Source organism: Nonomuraea sp. SBT364 (genome assembly GCF_001083785.1).
In the GTDB taxonomy this organism is placed as follows: domain Bacteria; phylum Actinomycetota; class Actinomycetes; order Streptosporangiales; family Streptosporangiaceae; genus Nonomuraea.
In genome coordinates this window covers 46,470-66,083 of record NZ_LAVL01000003.1, presented here as the reverse complement: position 1 = coordinate 66,083, position 19,614 = coordinate 46,470, and the positions used below count along the sequence as shown (strand labels likewise).

The 19,614-nt window shown below is 72.0% G+C and carries 17 protein-coding genes; 7 read left to right on the top strand and 10 right to left on the bottom strand.

Annotated features, from left to right (window positions below; genetic code table 11):
- Positions 1-51 precede the first annotated feature (51 nt).
- Positions 52-897: a helix-turn-helix transcriptional regulator gene (locus ADY59_RS02670; protein ID WP_331459459.1), complete on the bottom strand. Its 846-nt coding sequence runs from the start codon at positions 895-897 to the stop codon at positions 52-54.
- Between the two features lie 18 nt (positions 898-915).
- Entirely contained in the window at positions 916-1,887 is a 972-nt protein-coding gene (locus ADY59_RS02665) for a hypothetical protein (protein WP_231618502.1), read from the bottom strand.
- Between the two features lie 33 nt (positions 1,888-1,920).
- Between ADY59_RS02665 and ADY59_RS02660 the strand changes: the two genes are divergently transcribed.
- Positions 1,921-2,352, top strand: a complete 432-nt coding sequence (locus tag ADY59_RS02660) for a MarR family winged helix-turn-helix transcriptional regulator (RefSeq protein WP_231618501.1) — start codon at positions 1,921-1,923, stop codon at positions 2,350-2,352.
- Here ADY59_RS02660 and ADY59_RS02655 read toward each other — a convergent pair.
- Positions 2,330-2,818 carry a DoxX family protein gene (locus ADY59_RS02655; RefSeq protein ID WP_049557123.1) on the bottom strand — a complete coding sequence of 163 codons (489 nt, stop codon included), beginning with the start codon at positions 2,816-2,818 and terminating at the stop codon, positions 2,330-2,332. The genes ADY59_RS02660 and ADY59_RS02655 overlap by 23 nt on opposite strands.
- A gap of 74 nt (positions 2,819-2,892) precedes the next feature.
- Here ADY59_RS02655 and ADY59_RS02650 point away from each other — a divergent pair, with 74 nt between their 5' ends.
- Positions 2,893-3,336 carry an NUDIX hydrolase gene (locus ADY59_RS02650; RefSeq protein ID WP_049557121.1) on the top strand — a complete coding sequence of 148 codons (444 nt, stop codon included), beginning with the start codon at positions 2,893-2,895 and terminating at the stop codon, positions 3,334-3,336.
- A 52-nt stretch (positions 3,337-3,388) separates the two neighbouring features.
- On the opposite strand, the gene ADY59_RS02645 is transcribed toward ADY59_RS02650, so the two are convergent.
- The 5 genes from ADY59_RS02645 to ADY59_RS02625 form a co-directional block, all read right to left on the bottom strand.
- Positions 3,389-6,478, bottom strand: coding sequence for a DUF5722 domain-containing protein (locus ADY59_RS02645; protein ID WP_049557119.1), 3,090 nt, complete (start codon positions 6,476-6,478; stop codon positions 3,389-3,391).
- A gap of 12 nt (positions 6,479-6,490) precedes the next feature.
- Positions 6,491-7,942, bottom strand: a complete 1,452-nt coding sequence (locus tag ADY59_RS02640; RefSeq protein WP_082309795.1) for an ABC transporter substrate-binding protein — start codon at positions 7,940-7,942, stop codon at positions 6,491-6,493.
- Between the two features lie 53 nt (positions 7,943-7,995).
- Entirely contained in the window at positions 7,996-8,820 is an 825-nt protein-coding gene (locus ADY59_RS02635) for a carbohydrate ABC transporter permease (protein WP_082309794.1), read from the bottom strand.
- Positions 8,817-9,707, bottom strand: a complete 891-nt coding sequence (locus ADY59_RS02630) for a carbohydrate ABC transporter permease (RefSeq protein WP_049557115.1) — start codon at positions 9,705-9,707, stop codon at positions 8,817-8,819. Before ADY59_RS02630 ends, ADY59_RS02635 begins: the two co-directional genes overlap by 4 nt.
- Before the next feature lie 170 nt (positions 9,708-9,877).
- Positions 9,878-13,027: a glycoside hydrolase family 78 protein gene (locus ADY59_RS02625; RefSeq protein WP_049557113.1), complete on the bottom strand. Its 3,150-nt coding sequence runs from the start codon at positions 13,025-13,027 to the stop codon at positions 9,878-9,880.
- A 168-nt stretch (positions 13,028-13,195) separates the two neighbouring features.
- Between ADY59_RS02625 and ADY59_RS02620 the strand changes: the two genes are divergently transcribed.
- Both ADY59_RS02620 and ADY59_RS02615 read left to right on the top strand, forming a co-directional pair.
- A complete protein-coding gene (locus ADY59_RS02620; RefSeq protein WP_231618500.1) occupies positions 13,196-14,233 on the top strand; it encodes a LacI family DNA-binding transcriptional regulator in 1,038 nt (345 codons plus the stop codon).
- Positions 14,234-14,325: 92 nt separating this feature from the next.
- Positions 14,326-15,870, top strand: coding sequence for a DUF5722 domain-containing protein (locus tag ADY59_RS02615; protein WP_049557111.1), 1,545 nt, complete (start codon positions 14,326-14,328; stop codon positions 15,868-15,870).
- On the opposite strand, the gene ADY59_RS02610 is transcribed toward ADY59_RS02615, so the two are convergent.
- Entirely contained in the window at positions 15,855-16,823 is a 969-nt protein-coding gene (locus ADY59_RS02610; protein ID WP_049557109.1) for a hypothetical protein, read from the bottom strand. The genes ADY59_RS02615 and ADY59_RS02610 overlap by 16 nt on opposite strands.
- 94 nt (positions 16,824-16,917) lie before the next feature.
- On the opposite strand from ADY59_RS02610, the gene ADY59_RS02605 reads away from it, so the two are divergent.
- The 3 genes from ADY59_RS02605 (at position 16,918) to ADY59_RS02595 (ending at position 19,173) form a co-directional block, all read left to right on the top strand.
- Positions 16,918-17,433: a GNAT family N-acetyltransferase gene (locus tag ADY59_RS02605; RefSeq protein ID WP_049557106.1), complete on the top strand. Its 516-nt coding sequence runs from the start codon at positions 16,918-16,920 to the stop codon at positions 17,431-17,433.
- Positions 17,434-17,677: 244 nt separating this feature from the next.
- The gene (locus ADY59_RS02600; protein ID WP_197093399.1) at positions 17,678-18,319 is read left to right on the top strand and encodes a TetR/AcrR family transcriptional regulator; all 642 of its coding nucleotides are present in this window, start codon (positions 17,678-17,680) and stop codon (positions 18,317-18,319) included.
- Complete coding sequence (locus ADY59_RS02595; RefSeq protein WP_049557102.1) at positions 18,316-19,173, top strand: alpha/beta fold hydrolase; 858 nt, start codon at positions 18,316-18,318, stop codon at positions 19,171-19,173. Before ADY59_RS02600 ends, ADY59_RS02595 begins: the two co-directional genes overlap by 4 nt.
- Here ADY59_RS02595 and ADY59_RS49545 read toward each other — a convergent pair.
- On the bottom strand, positions 19,130-19,558 hold the full coding sequence (locus tag ADY59_RS49545) for a hypothetical protein (RefSeq protein ID WP_156325252.1): 429 nt from the start codon (positions 19,556-19,558) through the stop codon (positions 19,130-19,132). The genes ADY59_RS02595 and ADY59_RS49545 overlap by 44 nt on opposite strands.
- Between the last annotated feature and the right edge of the window lie 56 nt (positions 19,559-19,614).

Below are 19,614 nucleotides of genomic sequence, written 5' to 3'. Positions count from 1 at the left end.
CGCGTGCTCCACCCATCCAGACGCGGCTCAGCCTAGGTCTGGCACCACCAGTCAACCGGCCAGCCGCACCTTGCGGACGAGCAGGTGCAGCTTGTCCTCGGTGCCGGTGCCCGGCTGCGGGTTGTGCAGGAGCAGCCGGTGGTCGGGCCGCCCCGGCACCGGGACCCCGGTGAACTCGAACACGAGCTCCCCGAGCTCCGGATGCGTGATCACCTTGGTGCCCTGCGAAGTCTCGCCGACCTCGTGCCTGGCCCACAGCTCGGCGAACTCGGGACTCGCCTCGCACAGGTGGCCGACCAGCCGCCCGAACTCCGGATCGTCCGGGTGGCGTCCCATGTCCCATCGGAACTGCCGCACCACGCCCGGCGCCCCGGCCGCCCAGTCGCGGAACGCCGCCCGGTGCCGGGGGCTGGTGAAGAACGCGGTCAGGCAGTTGCGGTCCTCGTCCGCGTACCCGAACACGGCCCGCGCGGCGTCGTTGACGGCGGCGAAGTTCCAGTGCCGGTCGAGCACGTAGGCGGGCCGGGGCGACCACGCCTCCAGCACCCGCAGCAGTTCCTCCCGCAGCGGCCGCCCGTCCTCGCGCGCCTCGCGCGGCGGCGGGTTGAGCCCGGCGAGCAGGTAGAGGTGCTCGCGCTCCATCTCGCCCAGCCGCAGCGCCCGGCTGACGGCGTCGAGCACCTCCCCGGACACCTGGATGTCGCGCCCCTGCTCCAGCCACGTGTACCAGGACACGCCGACCCCGGCGAGCACGGCGACCTCCTCCCGCCGCAGCCCGGGCGTCCTGCGCCTGCCGCCGCCGGGCATGCCGACCTCCTCGGGAGTCAGCCGCGCCCGCCTCGACCTGAGGAAGTCGCGCAGCTCCTCCCGCCGCCGCTGGTCACCGACGGAGTGCATAGGGGACATTCCTCAACCCTAGCCGCGCATCGCCGCGACGAGCCGCATTCCGCCCCAGAGCAGTGCTGCCAGGAGTGCGACGAGCAGGTACTCGATCGCCGGGATGCGGACCACCTCGTCGAGGCTGCCCCAGCCGCGCACCGCGTACACCGCGACCACCGCGGCCGCGTAGCCGGCGGCCAGGGTCCAGCGGGTGCGGATGCCGAGGCCGAGGCCGTGCATCTGGGTGAGGATGAACACGCCGAGGAAGCCGAACAGGAACATCGGCCAGAGCCCGCCGGGCCCGGTGCTCATGACGGCGACCAGCGTGCCGTGCGCGGCGACCAGGAGCTCCAGGGTGAGCGTCCACCAGCGGTTCGTGTGCGCCCGGGTGAGGAAGAGGCTGCCCTGGAGCAGGAGCAGGAACATGTAGAAGAACCCGATCAGGTGCCCGCTGGTCGTCTCCATCGGGTGATACCAGAACGTGTAGACCGCGGCCCAGCTGAACAGGTAGCCGTGATAGCGCCGGGCGAAGTCCACCACCCCGGCGGAGATCGGCGCGGGCCGGCCGGCGAACAGGCCGCGGCGGCGGTTCTCCATGAGCAGGACCACGACCAGCAGCAGCACCACCGAGCCCTGCGAGCTGAAGATCGACACGTCCTGGGCCAGGCCGTCGTAGAACACCTGGGTCTGGACCTGGTGCAGCAGGATGAAGCCGAAGTTCACCGCCAGCGCGACCACGTTGACCCGGTGCAGCCCGGAGGTGTAGCGGCGGACCCTGGTCTGCGCGTAGTAGATCACGCCCCAGAGCGCGAGCTGGTGGCCCGCGTAGCCGAGCCAGGCCGACAGGCGGGTCCACACGGTGGGCTCGGGCAGCTTCCAGTAGTACCAGGACGCCCCCTGGTCGGGCAGGAGCTCGACCCCCTGGAGGCGTTGCCCGGCGACCCAGACCAGCCCCGTCAGCACGGCGCTGGCCACCACTCCCCAGAGCACGACCCTATTGCTCAGCATGCTGAACATTATGGACTACGCGACAATGGGCCCGTGGACGAGGCAGAGGCGATGCGCGACGACATCGGCGCCTGGCCGACGGGGCGCCTGCTGTCGGTGGCCGCCCGCGTCGTCGAGGGGCGCTTCCACGCCTTCCTGGAGACGCACGGCCTGACGCACGCCGGGCTGATCGCCCTGCACCACCTGGCGGCGGGCCCGCTCTCGCAGCGGGAGATCGCGGTCCTGTGCCGGGTGACCGACCAGACGATCAGCCGCACCGTCGACCACCTGCGCCAGGCCGGCCACGTCGAGCGCCACCCGGACGACCGTGACCGCCGCCGCATGCTGGTCCGGATCACCGAGGCGGGCGCCGAGGTGGTGGCCGCCGCCCGCCATGAGGAACGCGCCTCCGACCATCTCCTGGGCGCCCTGGACGACTACGACTGGTTCCGCGAGCAGTTGATCAAGCTGATCGCAGCCGGCTGACCGCCGGGAGCCGCCGCAGTTCGGCGGCCCACAGCGCGATCGCGATGTACAGCACCTGCTCGGGGATCCGCAGCCACAGGGGCGAGGCGCCCGGCACGTCGGCGACGGCGGCGTAGACGTTGGCCGGCAACACCAGCACGAAGAACAGGGCCAGGCACAGCCCGGCGGCCCGCCGGGTGGCGGCGATGACGAGGGCGGCCGCGCCCGCCAGCTCCAGCACGCCCGTCGCGTACACCATGAAGCCGGGGAACGGGACGAACGGCGGCATCATGGCGACCATGTCCCCGTGGTTGGGCATGAACGTGACGCCCGCCGGGACGAAGTGGGCACTGGCGGTCAGGACGAGCATGGCCGCCAGCGCGTGCGCCGAGCTGACCTTCCAGGTGGCGAAGCGCCGGACGCCGAGCGCCCCCAGCAGCCTGAACAGCAGGAGCGCCCCGAGAAGGACGCCGATGACGATGAACATGATCCCTCCTTGTGGATAGCGCCGCTATCCAGTCATAGCTAGATAGTAGCACTATCCAACATAGGATGCGCGCCATGACGACAGTGATCACGGCCAACGGCCGGCCCGCCTTCGTGGTGAACGTCGAGGTGTTCCTGCGACGTGACGGGCGATGGCTGCTCATCCGGCGGGGCGCGGCGGAGGAGCACGCCCCCGGGACGCTGGCGGGCGTCGGCGGGAAGGTGGAGACCGACGGCGCCGGTGAGCGGGTGCTGGAGGAGACGGCGCGCCGGGAGGTGAAGGAGGAGATCGGCGTCGACGTGGGAGAGCTCACCTACGGGTCGAGCTCGTTCTTCGTGACCGACGACGGCGACCCGGTGGTCAACGTGGTGTTCCGGGCGGAGCTGCCCGGCGGCGCGGAGCCCGTCGCCGTCTCGCCGGACGAGGTCGCCGGGTTCGTCTGGGTCACGCTCGACGAGGCCGAGGCGGACCCCGGCTGCCCGCCGTGGGTGCTGCGCGGGCTGCGGTCGGTGGCCTGAGCGGAGAGCAAGCGGAGGGCGCCGGTCCCGGCCGGCGCCCTCCGCGTCGGGGTCAGGAGATGCTGCGGCCCTCCACCGCGTCGAGCAGCAGCGGGGAGGCCCCGCCGTCGCCCCGGACGCCGAAGCCGTAGCGGTAGCCCGCCCGGACCTCCGGGTCCGACAGCTCCGGCAGGTGCTCCAGCGTGGCGACGGTGACGAGCTCCCAGCCCGAGCCGGTGTCGGCGTACATGGCGGCCCGGTCACCCACCAGCGACAGCGCGAACCGGCCGCCGTCGGGGACGGTCACGCCCTGCTTGACGCCGAAGACCGCCAGCCCGCCCGGCACCTGCGGCCCGCGGACCTCGAAGCCGGCGAACTTGTGGGTGTTCACGTAGAACGCCACCACGTCCGTCTTGCCGTCCTTGACGAGCCCCGTGTAGACGGTGTCCATGTCGGTGGAGTCGCCCTGGAACTTCCTGATGGTGATCGCGGTGCTGAACGCCGGGTTGCGCGGCGACACACCCGACGACAGCAGGCCGAACCAGCCCGCCGAGGCGTGGCCGGCCGACAGGGCGCCGTCCGCGTAGCCCACCTGCGGCAGCTCCTTGTTCTCCGGCTCCACGCGGTGCACCTGGTAGTCGCCCGCGATGTCGAAGCTGTCGGCCAGCTCCTGGTTGGCGAAGGCGTCCGGGGCCGGCGGCACGTACGCGGCCTCCGGCGGCAGCCGGAACGTCACCCGCTGCTCCTGCCGCAGGTAGGTCGCGCACACGACCGGATACTCCTCGTTCGCCGGTCCGTACGCGCTCACCTTCGTGTCGAACGTGCGGCTCGCGCCGGTGCGCAGGCCGGTCACGCCGAGCGCCGCCGGGTCGACGGTGACGCCGTCGCAGGACGTGAGCCTGACCTTGCCGGCCATCGGCAGCACGTCACGGTTGGTCACGGTGAAGGTGACCGTGGAGCCGATCCGGCCGCGCTCGGCGGTGGCCGCGGTCACCTCGACGTTGCGCCGCTCCAGGCCGGGCAGCGCGGCGGCGGCCAGGCTGAGGGTGTCGATCTCGTACGAGCCGGCCCAGTCGGAGCCCACCGAGCCGCGTACCCACACCTTGACGCGGGAGATCCCGGTCCGGGCGGGCCAGCGGGACAGGTCGAGCGTGAGCCGGTTCCAGCCGAGAGCGGGGTCGATCGCGCCCACACCCTCCGCCACGGCGCCGTCGCGCCCGTACACGCGGATCTTGGCGGAGAAGGCGTTGCCCGGCTTGAAACGGTCGTCGGCGTTCTCCGGCACCCGGATCGACACCGAGAGCTGCGACTTGCGCGAGGCGTCCAGCGGCTCGGCGAACAGCACGTCCGTGCCCTTGTACGACTTGGCGTACTGGGACCAGCCGGGCAGGTCGCGGTCGAAGCGGACGCGCAGCGCGTGCCCGCCGTCGGCGGCCACCCGTTCCACGGCCGCGCTGTTGTCCGAGGGACGCCAGCCGCCGGTGTCGGTCTCGAAGCCGGAGATCACCCGCTCGGCCACCGGCTTGGCGTCGAGCTGCACGCCGACCGTGGCCGGCGGCTCGCGTACGGCCAGCCGGGCCGGGTCGAAGCCGGGGATGACGTCCTTCCAGTCGGAGATCCCGATGATCTCCTTGGCGAACTCGGTCACCTCCAGTGACCGCGCGGTGTCGATGCCGGCGAACACCTCGTGCACCGGCTTGCGCTCGCCCGCGTTGGACGCCGCGGCGTGCTCCTCGTCCCAGGTCCACAGGCCGAGCCGGAGCCCGCCCTCCTGCTTGTGGTCGACGTGCCGGTGCAGGATGAAGGAGTCGATGCCGTCGGCGAAGGCGACCTTGTAGTAGGCGTACGCGTAGGCCGCGGCCTGCAGCCTCAGCTCCTTGTCGGAGTAGTCCTGCGAGTTCAGGCCCTGCTCCGAGAGGATCACCCGCCGCCGCTCGCCGCCGTACGTCAGATGCTCCTGGGCGAGGTAGCGCGGCAGCAGCTCGATGTTCTTGAACGTGATCCGCATCGTGTCGAAGCTGTCCGTGGCGGTCCTGTCCTGCCAGAACGCCGGGTTGAACAGGTTCTCCGGATAGGGGTGGTGGGCGATGTTCCAGTCGAAGTCGCCCTGCCGCTTGGTGAGCGCGTTGAGCCCGTCGACCACGTCGCGGCCCTTGTAGGTGTACTTCGGGTCCTGGTTGGCCGCGCCGGTCCAGAAGTGCGTGAGCGAGGTGTAGACGCGCGCGGCGGCGTCGGCCTTGCGCACGGCCTGCCAGGTCAGCCGCATCGCCTTGGTGTACTCGGCCAGGAACACGTCACGGTCCTGCGGGCCCATGTTGTACCAGAACTGCTGGGCGTCGACCTCGTTGCCGACGATCCAGCCCCACGCCCGGCCGTACTGGCCGTCGGCCCGGCTGTAGCGCTGGGCGAAGAACTCCATCGCGGCGGTGAAGTGCGCCTCGCCCTCGGCCGTCTTGGTGTTGAACGCGTAGACGGTGCCCTTGCCGAGCTCGGCCTCGGGGTGGATGAGCGTGCGGGCCGCCGAGTTCGGCGCGGTGCTGTTGTAGACCAGCACGATCAGGTTGACCAGCACCCCGTTGTCCGACAGCGGCTTGACCTGAGAGTCCACCCCGGCGACGGCGCCCCGGTCGAAGTAGTAGGTCCTGCCCTGCGAGACGAACTCGATGGTGTTGCCGGGCGCGCCGGGCCCGGCCATCATGACCGAGTCGAGGGCCAGGTTGATGCCGGCGTGCTGGACGCCGATCTCCTCGGCGTCGTCGGTCATCTGCACCTGCAGACCCTTTTTGCCCGACATTTCGGGATAAGGGGTTCGGCTGGTGGACGCGAAGGTCAGCTTGTCGGCGTAGTGCACCTCGCCCAGCGGCCCCTCCGCCCCCACGGCGAGGAACTTGTCGTGGAGCCGATCCTGGTCGCCGTCCATCCGCGGCACCTCGACGCGGAACTCGCCCGCCTCGACGGTCGCGACCGGCTGCTCGCCGGCGTGGTCGTCCTGCCAGGTGTCCAGTGCGTACAGCTGGGCCGGCCCGGAGGCGGTGCCCGTGACGGTGACCGTGCTCTCGCCGACCTCCACGCCGGTCACCCCGGCCGGGGCCGCAGCGGCGTGCGCGGGCACACTCACGAACATCGCCGGTACGGCCAGCACCAGAGCGATCAATAACCGCATGTCAACTTCCTCCTACTTGGCCCAGTCCTCGTCGCCCCAGGCGTTCTTCTTGATGCCGGCCTCGACGCCGCGGTCCCACCACTTCGCCAGGTCGTCCAGTTCCTCCTCCAGCGACCGCTCGCCCAGCAGGTAGCCGTCGAACACGTCGCGGAACGAGGTCCCCTCGGGGCCGCCGGGCAGCCCGGTCACCCGGAACGTCTTGCCCCACTCGCCCTCCAGGAGCCCGGCGGTCTCGGCCGACGGCTCGACGCCCTCGATCGCGGGCAGCCCGCCGGTCGCGTCCAGCCAGGGCTTGATCGCCGGGGAGCTCATGTACTGCAGGAACTTGACCGCCGCCGCGTACTTCTCGTCCTTGACGGTCGACGGGATCATGTAGCTGGTGCCGCCGATCGACGCGCCGTAACGGGCCGGGGCGTCCGTCGACAGCGGCGTCGTGGCCTTGGTGATCGTCGGGAACGGCATCGTGGCCAGCGGGAACTTCGCGTCGGCCTTCAGCGCCTCCACCGCGAAGTCGGTGCCCCACGACATGGCCGCCTTGCCGGCGACGAAGTCGCGGTAGCCGACGGTCGCGCCGCCGTCGGCCACGCCCGTCCAGTTCGGCGTGCCGCAGTCGAAGAACTCCTTGTAGAGCTTGAGCGCCTCGGCGACCTCGGGCGTCTTCGTGCTGAGCGTGCCCTCCTTGATGGCCTTGCTGAGCGACTTCTCGGTGACCACCGGCGACGCGGTGGCCTTGCCGGGCTTGCCCGCGGCGTCGAAGAAGTTCCACTCCTCGTGGTACTTGTCGACGAGCTGGGTGCTGATCGACTCCCAGGTCCAGCCCGCGGCCATGCCGCCCTTGTCGAGCGCGACCGGGTCGAAGCCGGCGTCCTTCAGCTTCTTGCAGGCGCTCCTGAAGTCCTCCCAGGTGGCCGGCGGCCGGTCGACGCCCGCCTTGGCGAAGGCGTCCTTGTTGTAGAACAGGCCGATCGCGACCAGGTTGAACGGGATGTACTCCAGCTTCCCGCTCTCCTTGCTGAGCGCCTTGGCGACGCCGGGGCCGTAGTACTCCTTCTTGAACACGTCGATCCAGCGCTGGTTGCCCGGCACGTACGGGTTGGGCTTCTGGAGCTCGGCGTCGAGCGCGTGCACCTCGTGCGCCTTGTGCGGCGGCTGGTTGAAGACCAGCTCGGGCGCGGTGCCGGCGGCGAGCTGGGTGGTGATCGTCTGGGAGAAGCCGTCGAGCGGCAGCACCTGGGTCTTGACCTCGATGCCGGGCTCGCGCTTCTCGAAGGAGTCGACGATCGCCTCCCACGCGGGGCCGAAGGTGCTGCCGCTGGAGTTCCACTGGTTGGGGCCGGCCAGGGTGATCGTGACCTTGCCGTCGGTCCCGGTCCCGCCCTTGTCTCCGGTGCCCAGCAGGCCGCAGCCTGTCACCGCGAGCAGCATGGCGGAGGCCGCCAGCCCGCTCTTGGGGGGTGTTCTCATGGGAGCTGGTTCCTTTCTTGGTTGATACGTTTCAATCAGCGGCACGGCCGGCCTCACTTGCCCGAGACGATGCCGCCCTGGATGCCCGCCAGGAACCACTTGGACAGGAACGTGAACAGCACCAGCAATGGAAGGCTGGCCAGCACGTAGCCGGCGAACAGCGGCCCCCACTGCTGCACGTTCTGGTTGGCGAAGAACGCCAGACCGGCCGGGATCGTCCGGTAGGCATCGGTCTGCACCGTGAGCAGCGGCCAGAAGTAGTCGTTCCACACACCCAGCACGGTCATCAGCGCCACCGTGCCGATCACCGGCCGGGCCAGCGGCAGCATGAACGCCAGGAACAGGCGGATGCCGCCGGCCCCGTCCACCCGCGCCGCCTCGAAGATCTCCTCCGGGATCTGCGCCATGTAGGTGCGCATGATGACGATCCCGAAGACCGTGTTCGCGGTGATGTGCGGGACGATCAGCACCAGCCGGCTGTCCAGGATCCCCAGGTCCCGCATCAGCACGAACAGCGGGATCAGGCTGGTGATCGAGGGCACCATGAGCAGCGCCGCGATCAGTCCGAACAGCGCGTTGCGCCCCGGGAAGCGGTAGCGGGCGAACACGAAGGCGGCGGCCGGGGCCAGCACCAGCGTGCCGGCGATGGCCAGCCCCGCCACCACGAACGAGGTGAACAGGTACGGGCTGACCTGCTCCCAGGCCACCGCGTAGTTGTCCAGGTGGACCGGCCAGGCGGGCGACCAGTAGCTGGCGAAGAACTGGTCGTTGTCCTTGACCGAGGCCGCCAGCATGAACAGGTACGGGAACAGCCCCGCGAACGCCAGCACCGACAGCGCCGCGCCCGCCACCAGGTTGGTCCTGCGCGCGCGGCTCATGCGCCGGCCTTCCTGCCGAGCAGCAGCGCGACCAGGCTCACGCCGAGCGTCAGCGCGAACAGCACGGTGCCGAGCGTCGCCGCGTAACCCCAGCTCGTGTCCAGGAAGGCCGCGTCGAGCATGCGCAGCACCGGCACCTGGGTGGCGTTGTCGGGCCCGCCCTTGGTCATGATGTGCGCCTGCATGCCGTACTGGAGCACCGAGATCACCGCCAGCACGAACAGCAGTTTGACGTCACGGAACATCATCGGCAGGTCGATGCTCCAGAAGCGGCGCAGCCGCCCGGCGCCGTCGACCTCGGCGGCCTGGTAGATCTCCACCGGCACGTTCTGCAGCGCCGACAGGAAGACCAGGAACGGCAGGCTCGCCACCCAGGGGAAGCCGATCGTCATCAGCGCGACGAGCGCGGTGTCGGGGTCGCCGATCCAGTTGCCCGCCAGCCCGTCCAGCCCCACCGCGCGCAGCAGGCTGTTGATGACGCCGTCGCGCGGGTCGTACATGAACTGCCACAGCAGCACGTTGACCACGGCCGGGAAGGCCAGCGGGAGGATGAGCAGGGTGCGGAAGACGAACCGCAGCCGCTCGCTCGACAGCGACATGACCAGCTCGGCGGCCAGCAGCGGGAACACCCACATGAGCGTGACGGCCCAGACGAAGATGACGCCGATGTTGCGGAAGGAGGCCCACCACAGGTCGTCGCCGAGCATCGTGAGGTAGTTCTCGAGGCCGACGAAGGGCGACTCGAAGCCCGGCCGCCACTCGAAGAGCGAGTGCACCATGCCGTTCAGCGCGGGGTAGTACGCGAACGCCGCGAGCAGGGCGAACGTGGGGAGGAGAACGAGATAGACGCCCCATGGGATCCGGCGGCGCGCCTTTGTGCTGGTCACGATGGAACTGCCTCTCACCTTGCCGTGTCCTGCGTTGATTTGAACGTTTCAGACACGTTTCGAGTCTCGCGATCCCCTCTATATGTGTCAATAGCCTGGGATAACGGTTTGTTCACCGTGGCCGCCAAAATCCCGACATTTCGGGATGTACGGACGACCACGGTGAAACGTTAAAACGCCCGGAACGCGTACGCGCCCGAGCCGACCCGGTAGACCGCGCCGCCCCCCTCGCCGAGCCGGTCGAACGCCACGCCCTCGGACTCGGCCGCCGGCGCGCCGCCCTCGGTCACCCGCTCGGGGGGCGCGGGCACGTGCACCTCGGCGCGGGCGTTGGGCGGCACGACGACGTCCAGGGCGAAGCCGTCGCCCTCCTGCCGCCAGGCGATCTCCACCCGGCCGTGCCGGGTGCGGTGCGCGGTCCGCGCCCAGGTGATCCCGCCGCCGGGACGCGGCCGCACGACGATGTCGGCGTAGCCGGGCGACCCGGGAGCCAGCCCGCCGACCGTCCGGTACATCCAGTCGCCGACGGCCCCGTAGGCGTAGTGGTTGAAGGAGTTCATCCCCGGGTCCTGCAACCCCCGGTGGTGACTCCAGGAGTCCCAGCGCTCCCACATGGTCGTGGCGTCGCCGTGCACCACCGGGTAGAGCCACGACGGGAACGTGTCCTGCGTCAGCAGCCGGTAGGCCACGTCCAGCCGCCCGGTCGAGGTCAGCGCGTCCAGCAGGTACGGCGTGCCGAGGAAGCCCGTCGACAGGTGGCCGCCGCGCGCCTCGATGTCACCGGCCAGCCGGGCGGCGGCCCTGGGCAGCTCGTGCTCCTCCAGCAGCCCGGCCGTGATGGCCAGCACGTAGGCGGTCTGCGTCCCGCTCGCCACCACGCCGGGTCCCTCGACGAAGGCCGTGCGGAACGCCCGCCGGACGCGCCCGTACAGCTCCAGGCAGCTTCGCTCGTCGTCGTGGCGGCCGAGCGCGGCGGCGAGCCCGGCGAGCTGCCGGGCGGACAGCGCGAAGATCGCGGTGCCGACGAGCCGCTTGGGCGTCTCGGCGCCGATCGACAGCCAGTCGCCGAACCCCTCCTCAGGGAAGATCCCGGCGTCGGAGCGTTGGTCCAGGTACGCCAGCCAGCGCAGCATCGGCTCGAAGCAGGCCGCGACCACCCCGGCGTCGCCGCGCAGCCGGTGCAGCGCCCACGGCAGCATCACCAGCGCGTCGCCCCAGCCCGGCGAGCCCGCCTCCTTGGCGTTGGGCGACAGCCCCCGGCCGGACAGCACGTCGGGCACCACGTGCGTGACCGCGCCGTCGTCGCCCTGCGCGTCGACCACGTCGGCCAGCCAGCTCCGCAGGAAGCCGGCGGCGTCGTAGTTGAACAGCGCGGTGGGCGCGAACGCCCAGATGTCGCCGGTCCAGCCCAGCCGCTCGTCGCGCTGCGGGCAGTCGGTGGGGATGGCCAGGAAGTTGCCCCGCTGCCCCCACACGATGTTGCGCTGCAGCTTGCCGAGCCGCTCGTCGGAGCAGGCGAACTCGCCCGCCGGCTCCATCGCGGCGTAGGCCACCCTGGCCGTGATCTCCTCAGGGGCCGCGCTCAGCCCCGACACCTCGACGTAGCGGAACCCGTGGAAGGTGAACCTCGGCTCGAACGTCTCCGCCCCGTCGCCGCGCGGCAGGAACTCGTCCGTCGCCCGCGCCGAGCGCAGGTTGGCCAGGTGCAGCCCGCCCTCGTGGTCGAGCACCTCGGCGTGCCGCAGCACCACCGGCCGATCGCGCCCGGCGCGGCCGGTCAGGCGGACCCAGCCGACCAGGTTCTGGCCGAAGTCGGCGATCCACACGCCCGGCCGCCGCTCCCACACCGCCACCGGCTCCAGCTCCTCGTGCACCCGGATCGGCGGCGCGACGGCGGCCGTCAACCGGCCCGCCGGCGGGCTCACGGGCACCGCGGGCGCCCACCCGGAGTCGTCGAACCCGGCCGCCGTCCAGCCGGGCGGCTCGGCGGCCAGGTCCTGCCGCTCGCCGTTCTGCAGGTCGGCGTAGCGGATCGCGCCCGACCCGGCCCGCCACTCGGAGTCGGTGCGCAACCGCGTCACACCGCCGTCTTCGTGCACGATCTCCAGCTCGGCGCGGAAGGCCGGCCGCCTGCCGTACTGGAAGGAGCCGAACCAGCTGATGTTGCCCGCGTACCAGCCGTCGGCCAGGATCGCGCCGAGCGCGTTGCGCCCCTCCGACACCAGCGCCGTGACGTCGTAGGTCTGGTACGTGACGCGGTGACGGTAGTCGGTCCAGCCGGGAGCCAGGTGGTCGGCGCCGACCCGGGTGCCGTTCAGGTGCATCTCGTAGACGCCGAGCGCGGTGGCGTACAGCCTGGCCCGGCGCACCGGCGACGGCACGCCGAACTCGCGGCGCAGGTAGGGGCTGGGCCGGTCGCCGATGGGCTCGCGGCCGTGCGGCGGGTCGCCGTGCAGGCCCACCGCCTCGGCCAGCGGCCACCCCGAGTCGTCGTACCCCGGCTGCTCGAACCCGTCGCCGGGCTCGTCGCTGGCGCGCCACCGGCCGCCGGAGGTGACGGTCACCGGGCTCTCCCCGGCCACCGGCACGAGCTGCGGCAGCACCGGCCGCCCCTCGACCACGACCTCCAGCCGCACGCACAGCCCGGACCCGCCGGCCCTGATCGCGAGCACGTTCTCGCCCGAGGCCACCAGGTCGCCGGCGTCGGCCACGAACGCCCCGTCGCGCGTCTCCCCCCGCACCGGCACGCCGTTGAGGTACGCCTCGACCGCCGAGCCGCCGCCGATCACCAGCCACGCCGACAGCGGCCTGGCCCCGCCCTGGACGGTGAACCTGGTCCGGAACGCCCCGGTCGCCGACGGGGACGGCCCGAGCGGACCGGCCACCCAGACGCGCGGCACGTTCTCCAGCGACGGCAGCCGCTCCGACCCGGGCACCACGGGCGTGCCGATCCAGCCCGCCGTCCATCCGCCCGCGTCGCCCAGCCCGGTCTCGAACCAGTGCGCCGCGCTCCAGCCCGACCACGTGCCGCTCTCGTCGGCCACCTTGACCCGCCAGCGGTAGCGGGTCCGCGGCCGCAGCTCCTCGCCGCCGTACGGGATGTCGTACGTCGCGGCCGAGGTCACGGGGCCGCTGTCCCAGACCAGCTCGGCCCCCTCGTCCGCCGGGTCGCACTCCCGCGCCACGATCAGCCGGTACGCGCTCTGCGCCCGCCCGCGGCCGGCCCCGGTGATCCGCCAGGAGAAGCCCGGCGCGCTCACGTCCAGGCCCAGGGGCTCGCTCAGCCCTTCCACCCGTGGATCGGTCACGGCGAGTCGCATTGCACTCCCAAGCTAGTTGAAACATTTCAATACCAGCGCACCGTAAACAGCCCGAGGTCCCCACGTCAATGCCCTGCCGCCAACCCCCGTCGACTGGCCGGGTCGGCTGAAACATTTCAACAGGTAGACTGGCGATCCCTGCCAGGTGACCAGAAGGGCTGTCCGCCGGTGACCGACATCCACAAGCCGGCCGAGCGCCGCCGGCTCAGCATGGTCGACGTCGCTGCCCACGCCGGCGTGTCGGTGGGCACGGTCTCCAACGTGCTCAACCGGCCCGAACTGGTCGCCGAGCCGACGCTGCGCCGGGTGCGGGCCTCCATCAAGGCGCTCGGCTTCGTGCCCAGCGCGCCCGCCCGGCAGCTGCGCGGCGGGTCCGGCCGCTCGGTGGGCGTCATGGTGCGCGACATCGGCAACCCGTTCTTCTCCGAGGTGCTGCCCGGCATCGAGACCCGGCTCTCGCAGGAGCAGCTGCTGCTGGTGCTCTGCAGCTCCAGCGACTCGATCGAGAAAGAGGCCCACTACCTGCAGATCCTGGAGCAGCACCGGGTGCCCGGCATCCTCATCACGCCCGCCGGGCAGGACATCTCCCACCTGGTGGAGCTGCGCCGGCGCGGCATCGGCATGGTGCTGCTCGACCGGCCGGGCGCCGACTCCCAGCTCTGCGCGGTCGCGGTCGACAACGTCAGGGGCGGCGAGCTGGCCGGCGCCCACCTGCTGGCGCTGGGCCACCGGCGCATCGCCTTCCTCAACGGGCCGTCGATCGTGCGCCAGTGCGCCGACCGCAGGGAGGGTCTGGTCAAGGCCGTGCGCGCCGCCGGGCTCGACCCCGGCGAGGTGATCACCGAGATCACGCTGCCCGCGCTCACCCCGCGCGAGGGCGAGGCCGCGCTGGAGCTGCTGCCGCTGGGCAAGGGCGGCCCGACGGCGCTGTTCTGCGTCAACGACACGGTGGCGCTGGGCGCCCTGCGCGGGCTGGAGCGGCGCGGCATCACCGTGCCGCACGACATGGCGGTCATGGGCTACGACGACGTGGAGTTCGCGGCGCTGCTGTCGCCGTCGCTGACCTCGGTGCGCCAGCCGAAGCACCAGCTCGGCCAGGCGGCGGCGGAGCTGCTGCTGACCGACGCCCGGGGCGACTCCGGCCACTGGCACCAGGAGATCGTCTTCCAGCCGGAGCTCATGGTCAGGGCCTCGACGGGCGCTTAGCCACGTTTCAAAGCGGATCACCGCAGCAGAACGGGTCTTGCTCGACAGCCTTCTGGACGTCATTGTTGAGACGTTTAAATCCAGGAGGTTCCATGCGTTGGATCGTCGCCTTCCTCTTACTCGTCGCCGCCGCCGCCGTACCCGCCCAAGCCACGGCGGCGCTGCCGTACCCCACCCGGTCCGACTACCGCATCAAGGGCCTGCAACCGGACTTCTGGCCCGACAAGAACGAGATCTCCGGCAACAACGCCGGCGGCGTCGCCATGAACCTCGTCTGGGCCGAGTGGGAGCCCGCCGTGAGAACGCCGCCGTGCGCGGCGGGCGCGCAGGAGTTCGCCGGCCGCTGCTACACCGTCAGCGCCGCCGTCGACGCCGCCATCAGGGACTGGACCGCCCGCGGCCTCGTCGTCACCGCCGTCGTCTACGGCACCCCGGCCTGGGCCCGGCAGGGCCGCACGTGCTCGCCGGCCGCGCCCGGGTTCGAGATGTTCTGCGTGCCGAACGACCCCGCCGAGTACGGGCGCTTCGCCGGCATGCTGGCCCAGCGCTACGACGGGCAGCGCGGCAACGGCCGCATCGCCGACTTCGTCGTCATGAACGAGGTCAACAGCAACGTCTGGTTCGACATCGGCTGCGGCCAGGGCACGCCGTGCGACACCACCGCCTGGCTCGACGCCGTCGCCGCCAACTACAACGCCGCCTACGACGCGGTCATGGCCCAGCAGCCCACCGCCAAGGTGCTCACCTCGCTCGACCACTACTTCGGCACCGCCTACGACCAGCCCGCCACGCATGAGGCCAAGCTGTCGGGCATGACCGTGCTCAAGGGCCTGGCCGCCCGGGCCGGCGATCGGGCCTGGCGGGTCGCCTACCACCCGTATCCGCCCGACCTGCTGGCGCCGCAGTTCTCCGCCGACGACTTCCCCCGGGTCACGTACGGCAACATCGGCGTGCTCGTCGGCTGGCTGCGGCAGCAGTTCCCGGACACGCCGTCGGCCTGGCAGGTGCAGCTCACCGAGAGCGGCGTCAACTCCCTGTCGCCCTCGTCGGAGGCGGCCCAGGCCGCCCAGCTCTGCAATACCTTCCGCAACGTCCTCGGCACGCCGGGCATCGAGAGCTACATCTGGCACCGCATGACCGACCACCCGGACGAGACCGCCGCCGGCCTGGGCGTGGGCCTGCGCCGGACCGACGGCTCCGCCAAGCCCGCCTGGTCCACCTGGGCGCTGGCCAACCGCGACGACCTGTCGCCTGCCCGGCTGTCGTGCGGCTTCGAGCTGCTCCCCCACACCCAGCTGCGCCGCGGCTACAACGCGAGCAGGGGGCACGTGGCCAGCTCGCGGCTGCTGCCGCCGGGCTTCGGCCAGGAACGCGTCTGGAAGCTGCTGCGCAACCAGGCGTCCGGCACCGTGCCCCTCTACGAGTGCAAGGTCGGCGGTCACACCCTGCTCACGCGTGACCCCGGCTGCGAGGGCCAGTTCCCGATGGGGCCGGTCGGGCACATCCACACCAGCCAGGTCCCCGGCTCGGTGCCGCTCTACCGCTGCCGCGCCGGCAACGGCGACCATCTCGTCACCGACCACGCCGACTGCGAGGGCTACGCCTACGAGCAGCGCCTGGGCTACGCGCTGACCTGACCGGCGCCGTCCGGGATCAGCAACCGCCCGCTGCGCTCGTCGCCCCAGATCGAGGCCGGATCCACGTACGGCCTGAGCAGGGCGACGAGCTCGGCGTCGCCGCGCCCGTTGAGCTCCTCCTCGGCGATCTTCCGCGCCGTGCCCGCGAGGAAGTCGGCGACCTGCACGCGCGGGTCCGTACGCGCCTCGACCAGCCGGAACCCGGCGGGCGGCACGGGGAACACCTCGCTGATCCGCTCCTCCGTCAGGCCGTTGTGGCGGTCGTGCGCGATCGCCGCGCCGCCCCAGTAGGTCACCACTCTGACCAGGGCCGGGATGAGCGGGTCCAGCAGCGGGACGGCGGCCGGGTCGCGTGCCAGATAGGCCTCCGCGCGCGGCCTGGCCCGCGCCAGCCGCTCCATCACCTCCGCGAGCGGGCCCGGCGGGCGCATCCGCTCGACCCCGCCGAAGAACTCCCCGACGTCGGCCTTGCCGCGCATCACGTCGTTGAACGCCTCCAGGAACGCCGTCCACCCGTCGGGACCGAGCGCCCGCGCCCCCTCCCGGTGGAGCGCCGCGGCCCGCTCGTCCCGGCCGGTCCCGGCGTACGTGATCTCCCCGCGCAGCAGGTCGGTCAGCCGGCACACGGCGAAGTACGCCTTGTCCACGAGATAGACGTGCGCCTGGCCGGGGATCACCTCGCCGAGCAGCCACACCAGGACCCGCCGGTGCTTGCCGCGCAGCAGGTGGTTGGCCTTGTACTCGACCGCGGGGGACCGGATCCGGTCGCGGGTCTCGCGGAGGCACTCCGCCGCCGCCTCGACGCTCATCCCCACCCCGGCATGCGCGAACACCTCGGTGTTGCCGCCGATGAGCTTCTCGCCCTCCGACCCGGACTCGTCGCAGGCGATCTCTCTCAGCGCGGCTCCCCCGGCTCCCCCGGCTCCACGGCCAGGCCGTTGCGGCACCGCCATGCCGGCAACCTAACAGCAGCCCCGCCCCGCACCACAACCGGTTAAGCGGGCCTCCCCGTCCGGCTTCCCCGGCCTGGCCCGTAGGGTTCGCCGCATGAACCTGGAACGCCTCACGGGCCCGGAGACGCGCGCCCGCGCCGCCGAGCTCGCCGAAATCTACGGCGTCGCCTTCAGCGGCCCGCCCTGGCACGAGGACGGCAGCGGCATCGCCGCCTTCGCCGGACGCCTGTCCACCGACATCGACCGCCCCGGCTTCACCGCCGTCCTGGCCACGCAGGACGGCAGACCCGCCGCCTTCGGTACGGCCTGGCGTACCGAGAGCCCGTTCCCCACGGGCCGCGCCTACGACCGGGTCCGCGCCGAACTGGGCGACCAGGTGGACACGCGCCTGGTCGGCGCACTGGAGGTGGACGAGCTGGCGGTCAGCCCGCACGCCCGCCGCCAGGGCCTGGCCGCCCGCGTCCTCGGCCTGCTGTGCGACGGCGCCGCCGACGCCTGGCTCCTGACCTCCCCGCAGGCGCACGACGCGATCCGCCTCTACGAACGCCTCGGCTGGCAGCGTCTCACCGGCCCGTCGGCGAACGTCGCGGTCTTCACCCACCACGCCTGACCACCGCCACCCGCCCGGCAGGGTGGAAGAACAGCGCCGTCGCCACCGGCCCCGCCGCCGAGACGACGGCGCCAGGAACGAGCAGTCCCAGCCTCCGGCTCGCCGTCCGGCCGAGCCCGGCGAACCGCTCGCCGCCGCTCAGGGTCCGGCGCAGGGCGGGGTAGTGACCGAAACTGCTAGTATGGTCACTACCTCAGTCTTGGGAGGCCAGTTGCCCCGCCCGACGATCCCCGACCGTGCCACCGTGATCCTCGACCATGCCCGCGCCGTGATCCTGGACAAGGGTTACCGGCGCGCCACGATCGCCGACATCGCCCAGCGCGCCGGCATCGGCAAGGGCGCCGTCTACCTCGACTTCCCCTCGAAGGAGGCGGTGCTCGACGCCCTGCTCGCGCGCTCGGTGCGGGAGATGGCCGCCGCCGTCCGGGGGCGCATCGACCGGCACGGCGCGCCGGTCACGCTCTCGGAGCTCTACGGCATCAGCATGGAAGCGCTGCTGGCCGACGAGCTGATGCTGGCCTTCTACCTCGCCGACGACTCCGTCCTGGGCGACTACGTACGGGACAAGGGCCCCGGCCGGTACGGGCCACGCCTTGACTGGCTGACCGGCTACGCGACCGACCTGCGCGAGGCCGGGCTGCTGCGCCGCGACGTCGACCCGCGGGCCGCGTCGCTGGTGATGTCGGTGTTCGCCGTCGGCCTGATCAACGCCGGCCCGGTCCTGGGCGGCCTGCCCCCGGACAGCCTGGCGCAGGCCGTACGCCAGATGAGCGCGCTGATCAGCGCCGGATGGGAGCTCGACCCCGCCGGTGCCGACGCGGCGGCGGTGCGGCGGGCTCACGACACCCTGCTGGACCGGCTGGACGAGCAGACGGAGGCTCCGTGAACACCCTGCTGCACCTCGACGGCGGCCCGCTGAGCGTGCACCGGCACGGCGACCCGGCGGCCCCGCCCGTGGTCCTGCTGCACGGCGGCATGCTCGACACCGCCCCGCTCATCTGGCGGCACCTGATGCCCGCCCTGGCCGACCGGTGGCAGGTGATCGCCCCCGACCTGCCGGGGCACGGCGGCTCGCGCCCCTGGAGCGGGACGCTGGACCAGCCACGGCTGGAAGGCGTGCTGGACGACCTGCTCGACCGGCTCGGCGTCGGCCGGGCCGCCTTCGTCGGCCTGTCGCTGGGCGGCGGTCTCGCGACCGGCTACGCGCTGACCCGTCCCCGACGGGTGAGCGCGCTCGTCGCGATCAACCCGGGCGGGCTCGACGACACGCGTCCCTGGCACTTCCTGACCTGGCTGCTCCTGCGCTACAAGCCGCCGCTGCGCTGGGCCATGAGGTGGCTGGCGTCCTCCGCCTACCTGCGACGCTCGATGGCCGGCACCTTGACCGACGGAGAGCGTACGCGCGACTTCGCGGAGGTGATGGCGCTGACCGAGGCCGAGGCGCGCGCTCGCGCCGCGCACGGCGAGGCCGTCCTGGACGACTGGCAGATCACCGCGTACGGTCCGCGCCGGATGCGCCTGAACCACAGCTCGCGCCTGCACGGGCTCAGCGTGCCGTCGCTGTGGGTGCACGGCGACCGGGACACCGCCGTCACCGAGGCCGTCGTCCGCCGCGCCGCCTCGCTCGCGCCGGGCGGCCGGTTCGCGAGCGTGCCCGGCGCGGGGCACCTGGCTCCGCTGGACCGGCCCGACGTGGTCAGCAATCTGGTCCTGGAGTTCCTGGACACCACTCGACAGTGACCGAAGGCTCCACGACGACGGCCGGCTTGGAATAGACCGCGGACTCCAGCACCTGGATGCCGCCCACCAGCGCGACCAGCATGATCGCGGCGATGCCCCAGCGGGTCAGGCGGCGCCGGACGGCCGGCTCCAGCGGCTCCCGGGGCTCGAACAGCGCGGTGAACCCCGGGCTGTCCTGGACCGACGGCCTGGCCGTGTAACGCCGGAGATCCTCCTCCGTCGGGGTGCCGAGGATCGGGGCAGGGGGCCACTGCGCGGGCGGGCCGGCGGGCGGACCGGCGGGCGGACCACTGGGCGGCTCCGCGCGCGGAGGGCCGGCCGTCACCTCGTCCTGCCGGACCGTTCGGCGGGACCGGACGACCAGCGCGATCACCGCCGCCGACACGGCAACCGAAAGCGTGATCCATAACCCGCGAGAAGTGATCAATCGCCGCACGTCCG